The 20,814-nt window shown below is 40.9% G+C and carries 22 protein-coding genes; 6 read left to right on the forward strand and 16 right to left on the reverse strand.

Annotated elements, in window-relative coordinates; genetic code table 11:
- Positions 1–5: 5 nt before the first annotated feature.
- The 7 genes from tatC to ubiE are packed head-to-tail and all read right to left on the reverse strand — an operon-like array spanning position 6 to position 4,835.
- Positions 6–761, reverse strand: coding sequence for a twin-arginine translocase subunit TatC (gene tatC, locus ACUR5C_RS02045; RefSeq protein ID WP_454466684.1), 756 nt, complete (start codon positions 759–761; stop codon positions 6–8).
- The gene (gene tatB, locus ACUR5C_RS02050) at positions 758–1,141 is read right to left on the reverse strand and encodes a Sec-independent protein translocase protein TatB (protein WP_454466685.1); all 384 of its coding nucleotides are present in this window, start codon (positions 1,139–1,141) and stop codon (positions 758–760) included. The genes tatC and tatB overlap by 4 nt, the downstream gene beginning before the upstream one ends.
- Positions 1,142–1,176: 35 nt before the next feature.
- Positions 1,177–1,398: a Sec-independent protein translocase subunit TatA gene (gene tatA, locus ACUR5C_RS02055; RefSeq protein WP_454466686.1), complete on the reverse strand. Its 222-nt coding sequence runs from the start codon at positions 1,396–1,398 to the stop codon at positions 1,177–1,179.
- Between the two features lie 43 nt (positions 1,399–1,441).
- Positions 1,442–1,777 carry a histidine triad nucleotide-binding protein gene (locus tag ACUR5C_RS02060; RefSeq protein ID WP_454466687.1) on the reverse strand — a complete coding sequence of 112 codons (336 nt, stop codon included), beginning with the start codon at positions 1,775–1,777 and terminating at the stop codon, positions 1,442–1,444.
- Between the two features lie 33 nt (positions 1,778–1,810).
- Positions 1,811–3,448, reverse strand: a complete 1,638-nt coding sequence (ubiB, locus tag ACUR5C_RS02065; RefSeq protein WP_454466688.1) for a ubiquinone biosynthesis regulatory protein kinase UbiB — start codon at positions 3,446–3,448, stop codon at positions 1,811–1,813.
- Positions 3,445–4,056, reverse strand: a complete 612-nt coding sequence (locus ACUR5C_RS02070; RefSeq protein WP_454466689.1) for a ubiquinone biosynthesis accessory factor UbiJ — start codon at positions 4,054–4,056, stop codon at positions 3,445–3,447. Before ACUR5C_RS02070 ends, ubiB begins: the two co-directional genes overlap by 4 nt.
- Positions 4,057–4,070: 14 nt before the next feature.
- On the reverse strand, positions 4,071–4,835 hold the full coding sequence (gene ubiE / locus ACUR5C_RS02075; RefSeq protein ID WP_454466690.1) for a bifunctional demethylmenaquinone methyltransferase/2-methoxy-6-polyprenyl-1,4-benzoquinol methylase UbiE: 765 nt from the start codon (positions 4,833–4,835) through the stop codon (positions 4,071–4,073).
- 174 nt (positions 4,836–5,009) lie between these two features.
- On the opposite strand from ubiE, the gene folP reads away from it, so the two are divergent.
- The 3 genes from folP (at position 5,010) to ACUR5C_RS02090 (ending at position 7,732) form a co-directional block, all read left to right on the forward strand.
- On the forward strand, positions 5,010–5,837 hold the full coding sequence (gene folP, locus ACUR5C_RS02080; RefSeq protein ID WP_454466691.1) for a dihydropteroate synthase: 828 nt from the start codon (positions 5,010–5,012) through the stop codon (positions 5,835–5,837).
- A 57-nt stretch (positions 5,838–5,894) separates the two neighbouring features.
- On the forward strand, positions 5,895–7,232 hold the full coding sequence (gene glmM / locus ACUR5C_RS02085; protein WP_454466692.1) for a phosphoglucosamine mutase: 1,338 nt from the start codon (positions 5,895–5,897) through the stop codon (positions 7,230–7,232).
- A gap of 86 nt (positions 7,233–7,318) precedes the next feature.
- Complete coding sequence (locus tag ACUR5C_RS02090; protein ID WP_454466693.1) at positions 7,319–7,732, forward strand: CBS domain-containing protein; 414 nt, start codon at positions 7,319–7,321, stop codon at positions 7,730–7,732.
- 49 nt (positions 7,733–7,781) lie between these two features.
- Here the strand turns inward: ACUR5C_RS02090 and nqrM are convergent, their stop codons facing one another.
- From nqrM to ACUR5C_RS02135, 9 genes are all read right to left on the reverse strand, one after another.
- Positions 7,782–8,027, reverse strand: coding sequence for a (Na+)-NQR maturation NqrM (gene nqrM, locus ACUR5C_RS02095; protein ID WP_454466694.1), 246 nt, complete (start codon positions 8,025–8,027; stop codon positions 7,782–7,784).
- Positions 8,028–8,048: 21 nt separating this feature from the next.
- A complete protein-coding gene (locus ACUR5C_RS02100) occupies positions 8,049–8,984 on the reverse strand; it encodes a carbon-nitrogen hydrolase family protein (RefSeq protein ID WP_454466695.1) in 936 nt (311 codons plus the stop codon).
- 20 nt (positions 8,985–9,004) lie between these two features.
- Entirely contained in the window at positions 9,005–10,018 is a 1,014-nt protein-coding gene (locus ACUR5C_RS02105; RefSeq protein ID WP_454466696.1) for an FAD:protein FMN transferase, read from the reverse strand.
- Positions 10,019–10,096: 78 nt separating this feature from the next.
- Entirely contained in the window at positions 10,097–11,326 is a 1,230-nt protein-coding gene (gene nqrF, locus ACUR5C_RS02110; RefSeq protein WP_454466697.1) for an NADH:ubiquinone reductase (Na(+)-transporting) subunit F, read from the reverse strand.
- Positions 11,327–11,344: 18 nt separating this feature from the next.
- Entirely contained in the window at positions 11,345–11,953 is a 609-nt protein-coding gene (gene nqrE, locus ACUR5C_RS02115) for an NADH:ubiquinone reductase (Na(+)-transporting) subunit E (protein ID WP_454466699.1), read from the reverse strand.
- Complete coding sequence (locus ACUR5C_RS02120; protein ID WP_454466700.1) at positions 11,953–12,588, reverse strand: NADH:ubiquinone reductase (Na(+)-transporting) subunit D; 636 nt, start codon at positions 12,586–12,588, stop codon at positions 11,953–11,955. The genes nqrE and ACUR5C_RS02120 overlap by 1 nt, the downstream gene beginning before the upstream one ends.
- The gene (locus ACUR5C_RS02125) at positions 12,588–13,346 is read right to left on the reverse strand and encodes a Na(+)-translocating NADH-quinone reductase subunit C (protein ID WP_454466701.1); all 759 of its coding nucleotides are present in this window, start codon (positions 13,344–13,346) and stop codon (positions 12,588–12,590) included. The genes ACUR5C_RS02120 and ACUR5C_RS02125 overlap by 1 nt, the downstream gene beginning before the upstream one ends.
- Positions 13,336–14,538 (reverse strand): NADH:ubiquinone reductase (Na(+)-transporting) subunit B, encoded by a 1,203-nt coding sequence (locus ACUR5C_RS02130; RefSeq protein WP_454466702.1) that lies wholly within the window; start codon positions 14,536–14,538, stop codon positions 13,336–13,338. Before ACUR5C_RS02130 ends, ACUR5C_RS02125 begins: the two co-directional genes overlap by 11 nt.
- Positions 14,538–15,881 carry a Na(+)-translocating NADH-quinone reductase subunit A gene (locus tag ACUR5C_RS02135; protein ID WP_454466703.1) on the reverse strand — a complete coding sequence of 448 codons (1,344 nt, stop codon included), beginning with the start codon at positions 15,879–15,881 and terminating at the stop codon, positions 14,538–14,540. Before ACUR5C_RS02135 ends, ACUR5C_RS02130 begins: the two co-directional genes overlap by 1 nt.
- Positions 15,882–16,336: 455 nt before the next feature.
- Here ACUR5C_RS02135 and ACUR5C_RS02140 point away from each other — a divergent pair, with 455 nt between their 5' ends.
- The 3 genes from ACUR5C_RS02140 to tpiA all read left to right on the forward strand — a co-directional run bounded on the left by ACUR5C_RS02140 (position 16,337) and on the right by tpiA (position 20,814).
- Positions 16,337–17,836 carry a YfiR family protein gene (locus ACUR5C_RS02140; RefSeq protein ID WP_454466704.1) on the forward strand — a complete coding sequence of 500 codons (1,500 nt, stop codon included), beginning with the start codon at positions 16,337–16,339 and terminating at the stop codon, positions 17,834–17,836.
- On the forward strand, positions 17,833–19,929 hold the full coding sequence (locus ACUR5C_RS02145) for a putative bifunctional diguanylate cyclase/phosphodiesterase (RefSeq protein WP_454466705.1): 2,097 nt from the start codon (positions 17,833–17,835) through the stop codon (positions 19,927–19,929). Before ACUR5C_RS02140 ends, ACUR5C_RS02145 begins: the two co-directional genes overlap by 4 nt.
- A gap of 123 nt (positions 19,930–20,052) precedes the next feature.
- Positions 20,053–20,814 (forward strand): triose-phosphate isomerase, encoded by a 762-nt coding sequence (gene tpiA, locus ACUR5C_RS02150; RefSeq protein ID WP_454466706.1) that lies wholly within the window; start codon positions 20,053–20,055, stop codon positions 20,812–20,814.

Consider the following 20,814-nt stretch of genomic DNA (forward strand, 5'->3'; position numbering starts at 1 on the left):
CCTTATTAATCTTTTTGTGATTTGGTGCTTTTTCCAAAAGCGGAAAAAATGATGCCTAATTCAAATAATACCCACATAGGTACTGCTAGTAAAATCTGTGATATTACATCTGGTGGTGTTAACAACATTCCGACAACAAAAACGCCAACTATGACATAAGGACGTTTTTCTTTTAAGCTTTCAGCCGTAGTTAGCCCTGACCAAATCATTAATACTGTTGCCACCGGAATTTCAAAGGCGACACCAAAAGCAAAAAACATTTTTAAAACAATACTTAAATAAGAGCTAATATCGGGCAATACTTGAACGCCCTCTGGGCCCGCTTTAGTTAAGAAGGTCCAAGCGAGCGGAAAAACCACATAATAAGCAAAGGCTAAACCGGCATAAAATAAAACGATGCTTGAAAACAGCAGAGGGTAGGCAAAGCGCTTTTCGTGTTGATATAAGCCGGGTGAAATAAATGCCCAAACCTGATGCAGTATATACGGCATTGCAAGAAATACTGACAAAATGGCGGTCATTTTAAAGGGGGTTAAAAAAGGTGAAATAATGTCCGTAGCAATCATCGCTGAGGCTTCGGGTAGCTGCTCTCTTAACGGCGCTGATAAAAACAAGTAAATGTCATTGGCCCAATAGATTAAGCCTAAAAAAATAACTAAAACGGCCAATACCGAATGAAGTAGTCTATTACGCAGTTCTAATAAATGCGCAAGTAAAGGCATTTCATTGGCATTTGTCTGCTTGGGGTTATTCTGGGTCATTGAGGCGGCTCTTTTTGAGCTTTTGACAAGTCACTTTTTTCTGCTTGAGAGTTTGTGTTTTTCGAGCTTTGTTCAGCCTTTATAGCTTGTGGCGAAGCTTCAAGATCATTGGCTATTTGATTGATATCTTGGGTAAGGTTAGCAACGTCATCGCCTAATAAGTCTTTATCTAAATGACTTAATGCTTGCTCTTGTTGTTTTATTTTTTCTTGCAGCTCTTGAACCTGAAGCTCTCTTTCAATTTCATTTTTAATCGAATTAAAGCTGTATTTGGCTTTGCCAATCCACAGCCCCACAGTTCTGGCTGCTTTTGGTAGTCGCTCAGGGCCAAGCACTATTAGGGCAATTATGCCGATAATAACCAACTCAAAAAAACTCATAATAAAGGTAACTTCCTAAGGCTAAATAATTAATTTTACTGAGTTTTTTCTTTATCTTTTGTTGCTTCGCCTTCAATAACATTGGCTTCTTTTTGTTCTAAGTTATCTTTAGCTTCTTTATCACCATCGTTGACGGCTTTCTTAAAACCTTTAAGCGCGCCACCAAGGTCACTCCCTATATTTTTTAAACGTTTGGTTCCAAAAAGTAAGATCACAATGACCAATACAATCAATAGTTGCCACAAACTCGGTCCCATAATTTTCTACTCTCTATGTTATCTATTAAATTGGTTAATATTGTTACCCAAAAGGTAAATGAGCACCACCTAATAGGTGGATATGTATATGAAATATTTCTTGTCCGCCGCCAGCTCCGGTATTAATAATGGTTCTAAAGCCCTGATCCAAACCAGCATTTTTAGCTATTTGCGGTAACAGTAACATGATTTCGCCCATAAGTTGCTTATCTTCTGGTAACAAATCGTTAAGTGAAGCAATGTGTTTGTGAGGAATAACTAATAAGTGAGTTTCTGCTTTAGGTGCAATATCTTTGATAACAAACACATTCTCGTCCTGATAGATGATATCAGAAGGAATTTCACCCTGATCGATTTTGCAGAATAAACAGTCGCTCATAATCATCTCCAGTAAACTTAAACTTTGGTTGTTTTAGGCTGTGAAAGATACCACAAAACTTAATAATGACAAGCCAACTAAACTCAGCGGTAGCCAGTCGATGTGCGCTAATTGCGGTGGTAAGAATAAAGCAAGCATTAGGCCGGCTAAGCCGACTAAAGCTGCGCGAAGCTTAAAGTTGCTCTTTTTTTGCACTAGAGTCAGCTGTTTTAAATGCTGAGTTAATTGTGTTTGATTTGCTTGCGAAAGTTCTACTTGCTCAATAAACCGATTAAATTTATCTGGCATATCGGGCAGCTGCTCTAACCAAAGCGGTGCTTTATCTTTTATTTTGTTAAACACTGCTTTTGGCCCATAAGTTTGTTTTAACCAGTCATCTAAAAATGGTTGTGCTGTTTCCCACAGATCGAGTTGGGGGTAAAGCTGGCGACCGAGGCCTTCAATATAAAGTAAAGTTTTTTGCAGCAGTACCAGCTGAGGTTGGACTTCCATTTCGAAACGGCGAGCGGTTTGAAAGAGTTGAATTAAAAAGTGTCCAAAGGATATTTCGTTCAACGGCTTACCAAAAATTGGTTCACAGGCCGTACGAATCGCAGACTCAAATTCTTCCACTGAGACATTTGGGTTAACCCAGCCCGAATCAATGTGCAGTAATGCGATTTGGCGGTAGTCGCGGTTAAAAAAAGCAACAAAGTTTTGCGCCAGATAACGTTTATCTTTCTCATTTAAAGTGCCCATAATACCGCAATCAATGGCAATATATTTAGGTGACTGAGGGTTGGATATATCAACAAATATATTTCCAGGGTGCATGTCGGCATGAAAATAACTGTGTTTGAAAACTTGGGTAAAAAATATTTCGACTCCCCGATGTGCAAGTAAACGCATATCAACATCGGCGTCTATTAATGCTTGAGTGTTACCTATGGGTACGCCATAAATTCGCTCTTGAACCATTACTTTTGGGCGGCTTAACTTCCAGTAAACTTTAGGAACATAGAGTAAGTCGCTGTTTTCAAAATTATGCTTTAGTTGACTTGTATTGGCTGCTTCAACTTGAAGGTCGAGCTCGTTAAAAAGAGTTGTTTGGTAATCACTAATAATTTTTTTAGGGTGAATTCGTTTACCAATACGAGAATATTTTTCGAACCAAGCAGCTAACAAATGTAAGAGCTTAAGATCGGCTTTTATTTGTTTTAGAATTCCCGGACGAATAATTTTAACAACCACATTTTCGCCACTTATTAGCTGTGCAAGGTGAACTTGCGCTATCGAGGCAGAGGCCAAAGGGGTGCTGTCAAAACTTGCAAATTGTTGCGTAATGCTAGTACCTAATTGTGCTTCTAATATTTTTTTTGCCGTTTCTCCCGCAAAGGGGGTAACTTTATCCTGCAGCTTGGCTAGCTCTTGCGCAATATCTGGTGGAAGTAAGTCGCGACGCGTTGAAAGCATTTGCCCCAACTTAATAAAAATAGGACCTAGCTCTGTCAGTGCCTGGTTTAGGCGCTGGCCGCGATTAAGCTGTTTGTTTTTATTTTTACTGAGAGCAAACAGCTTTAGCACTCCAGTTAATCTTGCCAAGGGGGTTGGCGCTAAAAATTCCTCTAGACCATGGCGGATCAAGACACGGTTGATCACAAAGGCTCGCCGCAAAGTAAATAAATTGGTCATTGACGAATAATCCTCTGTATTCTAGCTTCTAATCGATCGACTTGGCTGCGAGTGAGGTCTACCGACTGATAAAAGTGCTCTAACTCAGAATGGGTTAGGGTGACTTTAAGCTCTTCTTGTAAGTATTCTGGAATGTCTTTTGCCGTTTGCTGCATGAGGTTTCTAAAAAAGTCACTCGCTTTGGAAATACCCTTAGCAACCATAAATCCTATTTCGTCGCCAAATAGCTCAGCTAATGGTTCGTGCCAGTCAATGTTAAGCTGTTTTAAGTTGTCTTGAAGTTGACGAGCCGTATTAATTTCACCACTAAAGTGAAGCTCTCCCTTAAAAATGGCGTCGCTAGAGTTTTCGTCACTTGCTGCGGCCATAAAGGCGCTTAACTTGCCTTTTATTGCAACTGAAGCCTCTCGGGTTGATTGAGTTTGTACAACCAAGCTTTTATTGGGGAAAGTGAAGTAGTAGTTTAAATTTAAGTCTTGGATGCAAACGTGTATCAATTTATCCTGAAATGGGGCAAGCAATTGTTCTGCATTAGGGTCAAGCAGCAAAATGCGGTTTGCAACTGTTTCTATTAGTCTGCTGCTTGGTTGGTTAAATGTTGAAAGCATTTAAGGCTTGCCTACTAGTATTTAAAGCCGCGATGAAGTGCGACTATTCCACCGGTTAAGTTATGATATTCGCAGTCTTCAAACCCAACTTCGGTAAACATTTGTTTAAGAGTTTCTTGATCTGGGTGCATTCTGATGGACTCTGCTAAATAGCGATAGCTATCTTCGTCACCGGTAACCCATTTGCCAAATTTAGGCAATAACTTAAATGAGTATTCGTCGTAGACTTTGCTTAGCCATGGGTATATTGGCTTTGAGAATTCTAAAACGAGCAAGCGTCCACCGGGCTTTAGAACGCGAAACATTGAAGCGAGGGCTTTTTGTTTATCGGTGACGTTTCTCAGCCCAAATGCAATTGTTATACAGTCGAAAGTATTGCTAGCAAAGGGTAAGCTTTCAGCGTTGACTTGGGTAAAATGCAAATTGTTAACGAGCCCCTTATCTATTAATCGATCTCGACCTACCTTGAGCATTGAGTCGTTGATATCTGCTAAAACGACTTGCCCTTGAGGTGCGACCTTAGGAGAAAACAGCGCGGCTAAGTCACCGGTGCCGCCGGCTAAGTCTAAAATTTTGTGGCCCGGCCTTGCTCCACTCATTTCAATCGTGAAGCGTTTCCATAAACGATGTATGCCACCGGACATAAGGTCGTTCATTAGATCGTATTTTTGCGCCACAGAGTGAAATACCTGGGCAACTTTTTGCTGCTTTTCTTCTACTGCAACATCGGCAAAGCCAAAATGTGTCGTATTATTTTTTTCTGAAGAGGTTTCGTGCATAGTCAATCATTCGAATATTGAATAAAGTTGCTAAGAGTATACCAACTGTTACGCAGATTAGCAGCTTATTCAAGCCGAAGCTGCTGGCAAATACTAAGGCATTTGAAACTATTTATCTGTGTTGTTATTTGTCATAATTAGTTTATATGTGATTTAAAGTGGCTACTACAAACAATGCAAAGTAATACAGCGATGCCTGCGATTTATCAGAGCACCACTCCGCAAGTGATGGGGATTTTAAATATAACGCCAGACTCTTTTTCAGATGGCGCTAAATATTTGGACACACAGAGCGCGCTTAACCATGCGCAGCACATGGTAAATGCGGGTGCTAGTATCATTGATATTGGAGGCGAATCAACCCGGCCGGGTGCGGCTGAAGTAACTGTTGAAGAAGAGCTTGCTCGCGTGATTAAGCTAATTAAGCCGATAAAATCACTTGGTGTGTCTGTATCGGTTGATACGAGTAAGCCTGAAGTCATGTTAGCTGCCGCTGAGGCTGGAGCAGATATGTTAAACGACGTACGTGCTTTGAGCCAGCCGGGAGCTTTAGATGCGGCAGCACAAGCCCAATTACCGGTTTGTTTAATGCACATGCAGGGTCAGCCAGCTAATATGCAACTAAGCCCAAACTATTATGATGTTATTAGCGAAGTTAGCCAGTTTTTTGAGTCGCGGTTAAAAGCATGTGAAAAGGCTGGTATCGCACGCGAGTTAATTTCAATTGATCCTGGATTCGGCTTTGGTAAAAGCTTGCCACATAACATTCAATTACTGCGAGAGTTAAAAAGTTTTAAACAGTTTAAATTGCCTATTTTAGTCGGAATGTCGCGCAAATCCATGTTAGGTGAAATAACTGGTAAGCCCCTAGAACAAAGGACTGCAGCCAGTTTGGCTGTAGCTTTAGTGGCGCTACAAAATGGTGCCAATATCATTCGCGTTCATGACGTAGCTGAAACGCGAGATATAATCAAAGTTTATCAGGCGCTAAGCAACTGTTAAACTGTACTTAATTAACTGATAACACGCTTTACAATAAAAATTAACTAGGAGAGTTAAATGGCTGAGCGAAAGTATTTTGGAACTGACGGAATTCGAGGCAAAGTTGGCGAGTTCCCAATTACCCCAGAATTTGTTTTAAAGCTAGGCTGGGCAGTGGGCAAAGTACTTGGCTCTAGTAAAAGGGATAGAATTGTCATTGGTAAAGACACCCGTATATCCGGTTATATGTTTGAGTCAGCGCTTGAGTCAGGCATTATTGCCGCTGGAATGAATGTTCAAATTCTTGGACCAATGCCTACTCCTGGTATTGCTTATTTAACTCGCACTTTCAGAGCTGCGGCCGGTATTGTTATTTCAGCATCGCATAACTCTTATTTAGACAATGGCATTAAATTCTTTTCTCCCGAGGGCTTAAAACTTCCCGACGAAGTCGAACTAGAAATAGAAGCGATGATGGATCAAGAAATGACCACCGTTTCCGCAGAAAAGCTCGGCAAAGCAAAAAAAGTTGAAACTGCCGCTGGCCGCTACATCGAATTTTGCAAAGCGAGCGTACCGACTCATTTATCCTTAGAAGGCTTAAAAATTGTAGTCGATTGTGCCAATGGCGCTGCCTATTCCATCGCTCCTAAAGTTTTTCGAGAGTTAGGCGCGGATGTATTGCCGGTATTTAATCAGCCAGACGGGCTAAATATAAACCGAGAGTGTGGGGCAACAGATTTGCATGCACTGTCAAAGCTAGTTAAAGCTGAAAGCGCAGATTTAGGTATTGCTTTAGACGGAGATGCCGATCGTATTATGATGGTCGATCATAATGGTGAAGTCGTTGATGGCGACGAGATAATTTATATTATCGCGAAAGACGCACAAAAGCGGGGTGTATTAGACGGCGGTGTTGTTGGTACTCTTATGTCGAACTTTGGTTTAGAGCAAGCCCTAAAGGCCGATAATATACCTTTCCTGCGTGCCAATGTCGGTGATCGCTATGTGATGGAGCTACTACAACAAAATAACTGGAAGTTTGGTGGAGAGTCGTCTGGGCATATTGTATGTTTAGAAAAAAACACCACCGGCGATGGTATTATTTCTGCGCTACAAATTCTTGCGGTAATGGCGAGTGAAGCTAAATCTTTGGCAGAACTAAAGCAAGGAATGCAAAAAGCCCCAATGAAAATGATTAATGTAAGAATTAGCCAAAAATGTGAGCCTTTAGCCAACGCTAAAATTAAGTCAGCCGTTGAGCAAATAGAAGCCGAGCTTGGCGATAGTGGTCGCGTATTGTTACGAGCTTCAGGTACGGAGCCGTTAATCAGGGTAATGGTTGAGGGCACTGATCGGGCACGAGTAGACGCATATACCGAGCAGTTGGCTGGCGTTGTTAAAGATAATCTGTAATTTATCTTCTATAATTATGAGTAAATAGGTAGGCTAGTTTAAAGCGCGTTTGGCGAATATAACAATGGATAAAAAGAGGACTCTCTATGCTTAATTCGGTTACAGTGAAAGATTACATGACTTCGGCAATGATTACGTTAAAGCCGGATGTAGATATTGTGGAAGCTGCTCAAACCTTATTGGAGTATCGGTTGTCAGGTGCACCAGTGGTTGACAAGCATAAGCGAGTGATTGGCTTTTTATCTGAGAAAGATTGTCTGCATACGGTGTTAAGTGCAGTTTACAACCAAGATTACGGAGATTTGGTAGAAGATCGTATGTCTAAAACGCTAAAGTCTGTTCACCCAACTGAAAATATTACTGATGTGGCTGAGCGATTTTTAAAAGACGGGGTAAGAATGTACCCTGTGGTTGAGAAAGAAGTATTGGTAGGAATGATTTCGCGCCAAAGCGTATTAAATGCTTTTTGCCAAATGAGCCAAACTAGACCAGAAAAGTAGTTGTATTAGAGCCTATATTTTAGGCTTATTTTTGAGAACTTAAACGGCTTTAAGAGTTTGAGTTCTCAATAACTTTAATATCGATTAATGACTCTTCACGTTGCTGTTGCTGCATTTTCTGGATTAATTCTTTGCGTTTATCACAAGGTTCGTCACAGTCACAGGCTTTTTCTAGGCCCAAAGAAGCTATGCCACCACAACTGCCTTTAATTTGTTTGCGCTGCAAAATATAGCCAATAGCCATAATACCAACGACGGCGAGCATTAAAATAAAAGTGATTAAAAATAATTGCATTGCTGAGTTCTCAATCTATAACTATTTGAATTTTACCACAGCTTGGCGCTCGCGGTTAACCGTTAATTGGGTGACATCTGGGCGCGAATAGTGACCGGATGGGTCGAAATTTTGGCGTTCGCGACGCACAAAGTCGTGTTCTAGCTGTGCATAAAAAATATTTTCGCAATTGACTTGTGGCTCAATCAGCCAGCTGCCATCAGGATTGGCTAAACAACTTCCCCCATTGGCCAAAAAAGGCGTTTCGCTTTCCCTTAATGCGGCTAGTTCTGGCAGTGTCGAATCACAGTCGGCTGGGCGCATGATACTGCATACTGCTAGGGAGTAAGCGCGGGCTTCTTTTGCAATTACCGGTATTAAGTCAAAGGTGTTGTGTTGACTGCCGGGCCAAATTGAAACATGTAAATCTTCACCTTGGGCGTATAATGCAGCGCGGGTTAGAGGCATCCAGTTTTCCCAACAGTTAAGCCCGCCAAGGGTAAACTCTTCTAGTTTATGAGTCACTAATCCATGACCATCGCCAGGAGACCAACTCAATCGCTCTTCATAGGTAGGCACCAGTTTGCGGTGTACAGACGCTATTTCGCCATTGTTGTTAATGTAAACCATACTACAATAAAGGCTGTGTCCGCCGCGTTCAGACGGTCTTTCTATAATGCCTAAATATACTGCTATACTCGCTTCAGCCGCTGCCAGACAAACTTCGCTTAAGTCTCCGCGCTCCAGCTGCACCGCTTGGTTGGCATACTCTGCGTGGATCTTCTTTTGTATTGGGTCATTAAACTTAGCCCCATTGGTTAACTCTATCCAGAACGGATAACCGGGGACCAAAGCTTCGCCAAACACAATGAGTTTGGCTTTTTGGCTAGCCGCTTGTTGAATACTGGCGACTACTTTGTGAAGCGTCTTTTCACGGTTCAGCCAAACGGGGGCGATTTGGGCTAAAGCTACCTTCATAATGACTCTCCTAAGTCGGCTTAGTTAACTTGGGATAGATGTTGTGCAAAGGCTTCATTATAAATTTCTTTAAATCCGCCATTTTCTTTTATTAACATAAAAACCGCGAGTTGTTGCTCATTGGCAAATTTTAGCGCTTGTTGCGGTCCCATCACCATCATAGCGGTTGCGTAAGCATCTGCTAGCATGGTTTTTGGATGTAACACCGTAACTGAGGCTAAATTGTGGGTTATTGGGTAGCCACTGGTTGGATCCAGAGTGTGTGAATAGCGTTTACCGTCTTTTTCAAAATAGTTTCTATAATCGCCAGAAGTGGCAACACCTAGTCCTTTTGTGGAAACAACCTGTTGAATACTGCGCTTGGCACTGCTTGCCGATTCAATCGCAATGCGCCAATCAATCCCTTTAGGGTTTTTGCCTTTAGTAGCGACTTCGCCACCTATTTCAACAAGGTAATTAGCAATGGCTTCTGCCTCAATGATTTCAGCAATGCGGTCGACGCCATATCCTTTAGCTATAGCAGATAAATTAACTGACAGCGACGGATTTTGCTTTGCGACGCAACCTTCGCCAACGCTTAGTTTTTGAAATCCGATCTCGCCCAACAGTTGTTGAATAACATTTTCAGCAGGCACTTGGTTATGAGTTTGTTTTTTGTCGAAGCCCCAAATTTCAATTAAGGGAGCTAAAGTAACATCAAACTTGCCTTGCGTTTGTTGTGCGACTTTAATCGCCGATTCAATCACATATAGAGTTTGATTAGACAAAGGCTGACATTGAGTTGAGAGTGCGGCATTAAATAACGACAGTTCAGAGTCTTCGATATAAGTCGACATTAATTGGTTAATAAGCTTTAACTCTTGTTCAACTTTTTGGTGTAATTTGGCTTTGTTAAATTGGCTAGTTGGGGCTTTAAAAGTAATGCTGTAAGTAGTGCCCATGGTTGAGCCATTGAGTTTTAAATAGTTGCTCTTTTGCTCGCAGCCACTAATTAAAATGAGTATAAAGATACTTAAAATGGTTGTTCTAAACATGATTTTTATCTAACTAAATAGTGATATAAAAGAAAGAGTAGTTGAAAAAAAAGGCAGTTATTAACTGCCTTTTTAAAGCTATCCGCCGAAATCGTCGAGGAAAATATTTTCTCTTTCGACGCCTAAGTCTTCTAGCATTTTGATAACTGCAGCGTTCATCATTGGTGGTCCACACATGTAATATTCGCAGTCTTCCGGTGCTTCATGATCTTTTAAATAGTTTTCATAAAGTACATTGTGAATAAAACCAGTATAGCCTTCCCAGTTGTCTTCTGGCATTGGGTCAGAAAGAGCGACGTGCCATTCAAAGTTTTCATTTTCGGCTGCTAATCCGTCAAAGTCTTCTACATAGAACATTTCACGTTTACTTCTAGCGCCATACCAAAACGAAATTTTACGATCGGTCTTAATGCGTTTCAATTGGTCGAATAAGTGAGAGCGCATCGGTGCCATACCTGCACCACCACCAATGAATACCATTTCATTTTTGGTTTCTTTAGCAAAAAACTCTCCGTAAGGACCTGAAATTGTTACCTTGTCACCGGCTTTTAAATTAAATATGTATGATGACATTTTTCCTGCCGGTAGACTCATGTTTCTGGGCGGTGGTGAAGCAATCCGCACGTTTAACATTATCATCCCTTTTTCGTCAGGGTAGTTTGCCATTGAATAGGCTCGTGTGACAGGTTCTTTAACTTCAGACACAACATCCCAAATTTTAAAGTGATCCCAATCTGGGTGGTACTCTGGATCAACGTCAAAATCTTTGTATTTTACGGTATGAGGAGGGCACTCAATTTGAATAAAACCACCGGCTCTAAAGGGGACTTCTTCACCTTCTGGGAGTTTTAATTTCAGTTCTTTGATAAACGTTGCTACGTTATCATTTGAAATAACTTCACATTCCCACTTTTGAACCCCAAAAACTTCTTCTGGTAATTCAATTTCCATGTCTTGTTTAACATTAACCTGGCAAGATAGTCGATAACCTTCACGGGCTTCACGTTTGTTAATATGACTTTCTTCTGTAGGTAATAAAGTACCGCCTCCTGACTTTACTTTACACACACATTGGCCACATGTGCCGCCACCGCCACATGCCGATGAAACAAAGATGCCATTATTTGCCAGAGCGCCTAATAGCTTGCCGCCGGCGTTTGTTACTAATGACTTTTCTTCATCACCGTTAATATTAATTTTTACATCACCACTACTCACTAAGCTAGCTTTAGCTGCAAGTATGATAAGCACAAGCGCCAAAATCACTAAAGTGAACATGGAAACGCCAACAATAATAGTTTCTACCATAGTCTTAATTTCCTTGAGTTAAAGCTGAACGCCACTAAATGACATAAACGCTAATGCCATTAAGCCAACTGTTATAAATGTGATTCCCAGTCCGCGTAAACCGTGCGGAATGTCGCTGTATTTCATCTTTTCTCGAATACCAGCTAGCAATACAATTGCTAATGCCCAGCCAACACCACCGCCAACGCCAAACACAACCGACTCAGTAAAGTCATAATCGTTTTGTACCATGAACAAAGTGCCGCCTAAAATAGCGCAGTTAACTGTAATAAGCGGTAAGAAGATCCCTAACGCTTGATATAAAGCAGGTACAAATTTATCTAAAAACATTTCTAAAATTTGTACGATTGCAGCGATTACACCGATATAAACAATTAAACCTAAAAAGCTTAAGTCCACTTCGGGCATACCAGCCCAAGCAAGTGCACCATCTGCTAATAAGTAGGTGTAAAGTAAGTTATTAACTGGAACAGTGATTGTTTGAACCACAATAACCGCAACGCCTAATCCCATAGCTGTTTGTACTTTTTTAGATACCGCTAAAAAAGTACACATACCTAAAAAGAAGGCTAGCGCGAGGTTTTCAATAAAAACAGCGCGGACAAATAAACTAATATACTGTTCCATTATTTTTCGTCCTCTACTTGCTCAGGCTTCCAAGTACGCAATGCCCAAATAATTAATCCGATGATGAAAAATGCACTAGGTGGCAATAGTAATAAACCGTTTGGTTGATACCAACCACCATCAGCGATAGGCTTTAAAATGCTAAAGCCAAGGATACTTCCACTACCAAATAGCTCGCGGGTTGCACCAACAATAATTAAGATTACTGAGTAACCTAGACCATTACCAATACCATCAAAAAAGCTCATTACTGGACCGTTTTTCATTGCGTAAGCTTCTGCTCTACCCATAACAATACAGTTAGTAATGATTAACCCAACAAAAACTGTCATTTGTTTGGCCGTTTCAAAAGCGTAAGCTTTTAAAATTTGATCAACCATAATTACTAGCGAAGCAATAATTGTCATTTGTACAATAATACGAATACTTGACGGGATTTGTGCGCGAATTGTACTAATCAGCAAGTTAGAAAACGCAGTCACTATGGTCAGCGCTAAACACATTACCAGTGCTGTTTCTAATTTACTGGTTACCGCTAATGCGCTACAAACACCCAATATTTGTAAAGCGATTGGGTTGTTGTCAGCAATTGGTTTAACTAATACGCTTTTGATTTCTTTTATATCAATAGCCATTATGCTTCTCCCTTGTTAACGTCTAAGCGAGAAAGAAAAGGGCCAAAGCCATTTTCACTTAGCCAATAGTTGAGCATGTTTTGCACCCCAGAGGTGGTCCAAGTCGCACCAGATAAAGCATCAACTTCGGTATTTTGTGTAGCGCCACCTTTAACTAATTGCAATACTGGCTCAAGTTGCTCGTTAAGTACGGTTTTGCCTGGCCATTTAGCTAGCCATTTGGGGTTTTCAATTTCACCCCCTAAACCAGCCGTTTCGCCATGCTCGTAAAACTTAAGTCCAACAACAGTCTGCTTATCAGCTGCAATCGCTAAAAAGCCATATAATGTTGAAAATAAGCCTTTCGCATGAACTGGTAAAATAATAGTTTTAACCGCTTGACCTTCTCGCACTAGATATACTGCTGCAACCGTTGAGCGTCTGCCGATTTGGGCAATATCATTTTCAATATCAATGCTGGTTTGTGGGGCTTTAGCTGCTTTACGCTGGTTAAAACTATCAGGGTTTTCCACTGTGATAAATTTGCCAGTTGCCAAGTCAACAAAACGTTTGTCTATATTGGCAAACGCTGCGTCCACATCCATACCTTCTTGGTATAAATTAGCAGCACGTAAAATATTTTTTTGTTTATCTAATTTGGCATTGGTTTGTTGTTTTTCTTTCAAAACAACCGCTGTACTTGAAACCAAAATAGAACACGCTAAACAAATAGCAAGTGCGACTACGATAGTTCGCACAAAAGAATTATTAGCTGACATAGCGTTTAGCCCTCCGCTTAATGTTTGCTTGCACCACGAAGTGGTCGATTAACGGTGCAAATAAGTTCGCAAACAGGATTGCAAGCATCATTCCCTCTGGGAATGCTGGGTTTACTACACGAATTAATACGCACATTAAGCCGATTAAAGCGCCGAAGTAAAATTTACCTTTGTTAGTAAGTGATGCCGAAACTGGATCTGTGGCCATAAACATCATTGCAAAAGCAAAGCCACCAGTAACGAGATGCCAATACCAAGGCATTGCAAACATAGGGTTAGTGGAAGAATCAACTAAGTTTAATAAGCTAGAAGTCGCAACCATACCTAACATGACGCCAACAATAATTCGCCACGAAGCAATTTTAAAGTACACCAATGCAGCGCCGCCAATTAAGATCATTAGGGTTGAAACCTCACCAATAGAGCCAGGTATAAAACCGTAGAAAGCATCCCACCATTGATCATTGATAGCGTATTGTAAGTCACCTGCTGCCGCAGCGGCTAAAGGAGTAGCGCCCGTATAAGTATCAACCACGTTCCATACTTGACCAGACATGTCTGTCGGATAGGCAAAGAATAAAAATGCGCGGCCTGCTAGTGCGGGGTTCATGAAGTTTTTACCGGTTCCGCCAAAAACTTCTTTTGCAACCACAATACCAAAGCTAATGCCTAACGCCACTTGCCATAGAGGAATATCTGGCGGCAAACAAAGTGCAAACAATATAGAGGTTACGAAGAAGCCTTCGTTAATCTCATGGCCACGAACAGAGGCGAATAGCACTTCCCAAAAGCCACCAACAATAAAAGTGACAGCATAAATGGGTAAGAAGTAAAGCGCACCAATAAACATAGAGTTAAATATGTCTTGGGTATATTGAATGCCAAAAGCACTCATTATCCAGCCGCGCCAGCCCTCAAGAGCAACCACATTAGAGCTGCCCATAGCTTCTACAGCTTGGAAGCCAACGTTATACATACCCCAAAACATGGCAGGAAATGTACATGCCCAAACGAAAATCATAATTCGCTTTAGATCAATGTTGTCTCTTACGTGTGACGCATTATTAGTCACATGTCCTGGCGTATAAAAGATAGTAGTGACTGCTTCATATAAAGCATACCACTTCTCATACTTGCCACCTTTTTCAAAGTGGGGTTCAAGATGGTCGATGTACTCTCTTAATTTTTTCATCAGCCTTCCTTCTCAATCGTGGTTAAAACATCACGTAATATCGGCCCATACTCATATTTACCCGGGCAGGCAAAAGTGCATAATGCTAAGTCTTCTTCATCAAACTCAAGGCAACCGAGTTGTTGTGCTGACTCAGTATCACCAACAACTAAGGCTCTAATGAGCTGTGTTGGCAAAATGTCCCAAGGCATGACTTGCTCATAAGTTCCAATTGGCATAATGGCTCTTTCACTACCACCAGTTGTGGTTGTGAAATCAAACTTTTTACTTGAGTTTAAATGTGAACTAAAGGCTCGAGTGACAGAAAATTTGTCTTTACCTAGTAATAACCAACCAAAGAACTCTTTTTCTCGACCTTCTGCTAATACGCTGATTTGATTGCTGTAACGACCTAAATATGCGCGATGTTGAACCGCAATATGGCCGTTAAAAACTGAACCTGAAATTACACGCTCGTCTTCATCTGCGATTTGTCCAGCGACTAAATGGTCAGTATTAGCACCTAAGCGAGTTTTAATTAGTCGAGGAGCTTTAACTAAAGGACCAGCCAAAGAAATAACTCTATCGGTATACAAATGACCGCTAGTAAATAGTTTACCGATAGCAATAACGTCTTGGTAACCAACATGCCATACACTTCGCTTTTCGTTTACGGGCTTTAAAAAGTGAATATGGGTACCAACATTTCCTGCAGGATGAACGCCGCTAAACGCTTGATAGTTTGCGATAGGGTTTTGGGCTAAATCATGCGACTTGGTATTGTCATAAGCGACAAATAACTCGCCTTCAGTTAGATGCTTGAGAATCGTTAAGCCATGATTAAACGCCTCCATTTGACCCTGTATGACAATCATTGGGTCTGCGGCAAGCGGGTTAGTATCTAAAACGCTTACAAAAATAGCGGCAGGTGCTGCGTCTATTGCAGGAACCTTGCTAAATGGGCGAGTTCTAATACTCGGCCACATCCCAGAGTTTACTAGGTTTTCAACGACTTGTTCGCGCTTAAGCTGCGGTAGTTGAGCCGCATCATAACGATTAAACTCTACGCTTTCGTCGCCTTCTACTTCAATAACAACTGATAGTAGTTTGCGCTTTGCGCCTCGGTTTATCGCTTTGACCGTGCCACTAGCGGGTGCGGTATAAATTACGCCATCGTTTTTCTTGTCGAGAAAGAGTGGATCTCCGCATTTAACTTTATCGTCAACGCGAACTTTCATCGTTGGCTTCATCCCTAGGTAATCTTCACCTAATAATGCAACCTCTGAAACAGCTGGCCCGTCATGAATTTCTTGTTTTGGACTTCCACTAATTGGAAGATCCAAGCCTCGTTTTATTTTGATCATAGAATTTTCAGCGGTAAAAAGTTGAATTTGTGAACGTTCAATATAGTTTAAAAGCCTTACACTTGCTTAATTTAACCTAAAAATAACTGGTCTATTGCTGCGTTAAGGCGCATGAACGTTCTAGCGTCAAAATGTTTTCTTTACCCAATTATCACTGATTTAAGGTGTCGACCTAATCGAAGATTTTGGGCGCGCGTATTATACGGGGTTAGGCCGATAATTGACCAGCGAAAACATCAATTAATAATAAAATATTGATTTAATTGATGTGATTTCAGCAATTTAAATCAATTTAATCTATACTTGAGTGGGTTAGATTATTGTAATTTCTAAGCAAATTTGTCAGTTATATTTGATTGGTTTGCCAATTATATGGCCTAAAATAATACAATGAGCCAAAGAGATAATATCATTATGTCGTTTTCCATACCCACTAGAAGTACAGGATGCTCACCTTGAAGCGGATACTGGCTGTATGTATCGTATTAACTTGTATTATTGCTATTCCAGTACCGGCTGAAGATGCGCTCGACGAAAATATAGCCAAATCTTTAATTGTTAGGCAGTTTTTGGCTGAAGTTAAGTCGCAGCCAAAGAGCGGTGCCGTTCAGCTCGCCGAGTATCGGCTGTGTACTTTTCGAGACTCAATGCAAGCAGCTATTTTTGAGCAGCATTTAACTCCTCTAAACGTCAGCGTAAATCAACAGCCGCTTAAAATAAGAAATATACAAAAGTTGAACGAGTTAAGTCGCTGTAATGCGCTGTATTTGAATGAAGTCTCTCAACTAGTGAAGCGCCATATTGAAAAAGTAACGCTTCAGTCAAAGGTGCTAATTATTGTTCAAGGTCGAGGCAGGGCTGATGCCGGTGCTCATATTGGACTCTTTCTAAACCGCCAAAACACGTTTAATTACGAACTAAATTTAGATGCTTTTCTCGAAAGCTGGTTTGTACCAAGTGAAGAGTTAATCAATTACGCTAATGTAGTAGAGTCCCAAAGCCTTTTGAAAGCCCAGCGGTTGCGTCAGCTGATCAATTTTACCGAGTGGCCTGAATTGAGTAACTTTAATAAAAGTCAGTTTTTTAATTTGTGTTTAACTGGCAATAAGGTTTTAGCGCAAATAATTCAAAAAAGTGTTGGCGACAAAAGTTTTAAAAATAAACCGCTGAGAGTCTTTCAGAAATCTTCGCCAGAGTCGTTAGCGGACTGTCATGGCTTGGTGATTAACCGAATTAACGGGAATAGCATTTTAAGTATGATTAATAGCCGCTTAAACCGTAATACGCTGGTTTTGGGGTTTGGTGACTTGGTTGGTGAAAGCGGCGTTCACTTTAACTTAATTGATGATAGAAAGGTTAGTAAGCGAAAATTTGAAATTAATCTTATGGCGTTTGAAAAGTCTGGGCATAAACCCCGCTTTGAACTTTTAAACTCGGCTGACTTAGTTAAAACAGATTATTTAGAGCTTTCTTCTATTTTGCTTGAAATTTTAAGGCAGACTCAATGGCCGGCGACTTTAACTGAGAGCGCTAAAACAACGAAGAATCTGTGTATTTCAAAAGAGTTTAAAGATAGTGACAGCTTCGAAGCGATTTTTAATCGCCTAAAATTAACTCTGCAAGAGCAGAAGTTAATTGGGGTGAATGAGATTAGTCATACTGTTAGCTTGCAACAATATCAGTTTGATAAGCCGGTTGAATCTTGTGATGCCATGATTGTGAACTCAGTGGAGCAAGTGAACAATATCGATATTTTAAGTCATTCTAATGATATTAACTTGCTGCTAATCACCAACCTTGAGGAAATTGATAATGCTCAATTTCATTTTAACGTTAGCTTCAAGTCCAAACGTTTGCATTTGGATATAGACATACCCGCGCTATCTCGTAGCGGTTTTGTGGCTTCACGAGAGCTTCTTAAAATGGGAACTGCGTTTAAGAGGGAGGCTAAATGAATCGACTAACTCGCTCAATCAAAGCCAAACTCATAGCTGTTATTCTGGTCACATCGAGCAGTGCGTTAATTATCGGTATGCTATTTACTGGGATTAACTTTTATAAAACGACCCAAACGGCATTAATAGCTGACGCTGTTTCACAAGCGCGCTTACTAGCAAATAACTCACTGGTGCCTGCGAGTTTGCAAGATGAAGACACCCTTGTGAAAGTATTAAGAACAGCTGCGCTAAGTGAAGATTTTGGGGCTGCTGTGTTTGATGCAACCGGACGCATTTTAGTCACTCGAGACGAAAACGCGTCCTCCTTTTATATCAGCGAGGCAGAGTTTAAAGTTGAAAGTGCGGTTGAATGGCGTAATGACCAACTTCGTGTCTGGGAGCCTATTATTCAAGAAGATGGTGAAGTTTCTGGGGTGATTTACTTAAAGCTGTCAACGTCTCGCTTTTCTGGATTGATACGTGAGTTTGCATTAATAAGTTTAGCGATAGTGGCAACCCTTTGCTTGGGGGTTTACTTATTATCGTTAACAATCCAGCGCTCTATTTCAGGGCCAATTATCGAATTAGATGAAATTACTAAAGAAGTCAGTAAAAGTGGAGACTATGCAATACGAGTACCGCTACACGATTATGACGAAATAGGCTCCTTAGGGCGCTCGTTTAATCAAATGTTAGAAAAAATAGAGATCAATCAAAAGGAAAGAGACGCAGCAAGTGAAGCATTGCAGTTAAATAAAAAACGCCTAGAGCGAGCTGTCAAAGACCTCCAATATTTAGCAAACTATGATTCTCTCACCCAACTCCCTAATCGCGCGTTGTGTATGGACAGAATTAAATACGCTTTAAAGCGTGCTTCGCGAACTAATGCGATGGTAGGGATTCTTTTTCTTGACCTAGACCACTTTAAAGATGTGAATGACTCACTCGGTCATGCGGTTGGGGATCAGCTTTTAAAAGCGACAAGTCAACGCTTACTAGAAAAAATAAGAAGTGAAGACACCTTAGCCAGGTTAGGCGGTGACGAGTTTGTTATCATATTGAATGAGCTGCATGACATTGAAGATGTCATATCTATTGTTGAAAAAATTGTTGGCAGTTTTGAGGCTCCCTTTAAGTTATCTAACTATGAAGTTAATACAACTGTGAGTGTTGGCGTGTGCATGTTCCCGCATGATGGTGCAGATGTCGATTCTTTAATGAAAGCCGCAGACGCTGCTATGTATAAAGCAAAAGAAGTGGGGCGAAATACCTATGAGTTTTATGAGGCGGAGCTTAACCAGTTAGCAATTAGACGCCACCAACTAGCCAATGAGTTGCGTCAGGCAATTAAAAATAAAGAGTTAAGTTTAGTTTTTCAGCCTCAGTTTAATATTAAAGAAAACAAGGTAATTGGTGCGGAAGTGCTACTCCGATGGCGTCATCCTATTTTAGGCCAAATTTCGCCCGCAGAATTTATACCTATTGCAGAAAATACAGGCTTAATCAAAGAAATTGGTAGCTGGGTTCTTGAAAATGCTTGCCGATCGATTGCTGCTTGTAGAGAAAATGGCTTAGAAATACGCTTAGCGGTTAATTTGTCTGCATTGCAGTTCCGTCAAGTTAATTTGCCAGAGTCGATAGCAATGGTGATGCAAAAATACCGCATTCCGCCGCGACTGCTCGAAGTCGAAATAACCGAAAGCATGTTGATGCGTGATGTTTCGCAGGCGATTTCTATTTTAGAGAAACTAAAGGAAATGCAAATTAGAATTGCCATTGATGACTTTGGAACAGGTTATTCTTCACTGGCTTATTTGCGCCGCTTTCCTCTCGATGCGCTGAAAATTGACCGTACTTTTATCGATGAATTGGTGGTGGATGCCGATGACACCGCAATCACTTTGGCGATTATCTCAATGGCAAAAAGCTTGCGGTTAGAGGTTATTGCTGAAGGTGTAGAAACCTTACAGCAACAAGACTTCTTAGCGCAAAATGAATGTGATGATATTCAAGGTTATTATTTTTCTAGGCCGCTCGTGTATGACGATTTTATCGCTTTTTTAAAGTCGGATGGTGGTAATCAACAAGATGTTAATCAATCAGCCAGCTAAATGCTGGCTCTATCTTGCTCAAGTTAAGCTTTTCAAGTTAATTAATTTATCCAGATCTTGTATATCTGATAGTTGTCAGGTAAGATTTGCGCCCTTTTAAAGATAGCCAGATTTTGACTTGGTATGACTAGTATTAGAAAGCGCATAATTGCTGGAAATTGGAAGATGAATTGCAACCGAGAGGAAGCAATGAGTTTGGCCCAAGGCCTAGTAACGTCATTTAAGCCAAGCCCAATGGCGACTATGATTGTCTGTGTACCAAGTATTCACGTGGCTGATGTTGCTCAAATTTTGAGTGGCAGCGAAATTCAGCTAGGTGTTCAAAACGCGCATTGGGAAGCGAGTGGAGCCTATACGGGCGAAGTTAGTGTTAACATGTTGGCGGATTACTCGGTAGACTACCTATTGGTAGGTCACTCTGAAAGACGTGAAATATTCGGCGAAACTGATGAAATGGTCGCAAATAAGTTTGGTGCGGCTTTAAAACTAGGAATTACGCCTATATTATGTATTGGTGAAACTCTAGAACAGCGTGAAGCTGGGAAAACTTTAGAAGTACTCAAGGCACAATGCCAAGCGGTTATAGATAAAGTGGGTGTTGAAGTATTTAAATCTGCGGTAATCGCTTATGAACCAATTTGGGCAATTGGTACAGGAAAAACAGCTAGCCCACAGCAAGCACACCAAGTACACTCTGAGTTAAGAGTGTGGTTTGCGCGCAAAGACGCATCAATTGCACAAAATTTACAAATTTTATACGGTGGCAGTATGAATGCTACCAATGCCAGTGACCTATTAGCGCAACCAGATATTGATGGAGGCTTAATTGGCGGGGCTTCGTTGAAAGTTGAAGACTTTTTAAACATTTATTCTGCGGCAGGATAA

The sequence above is a fragment of the Aliikangiella aequoris genome (genome assembly GCF_053709105.1).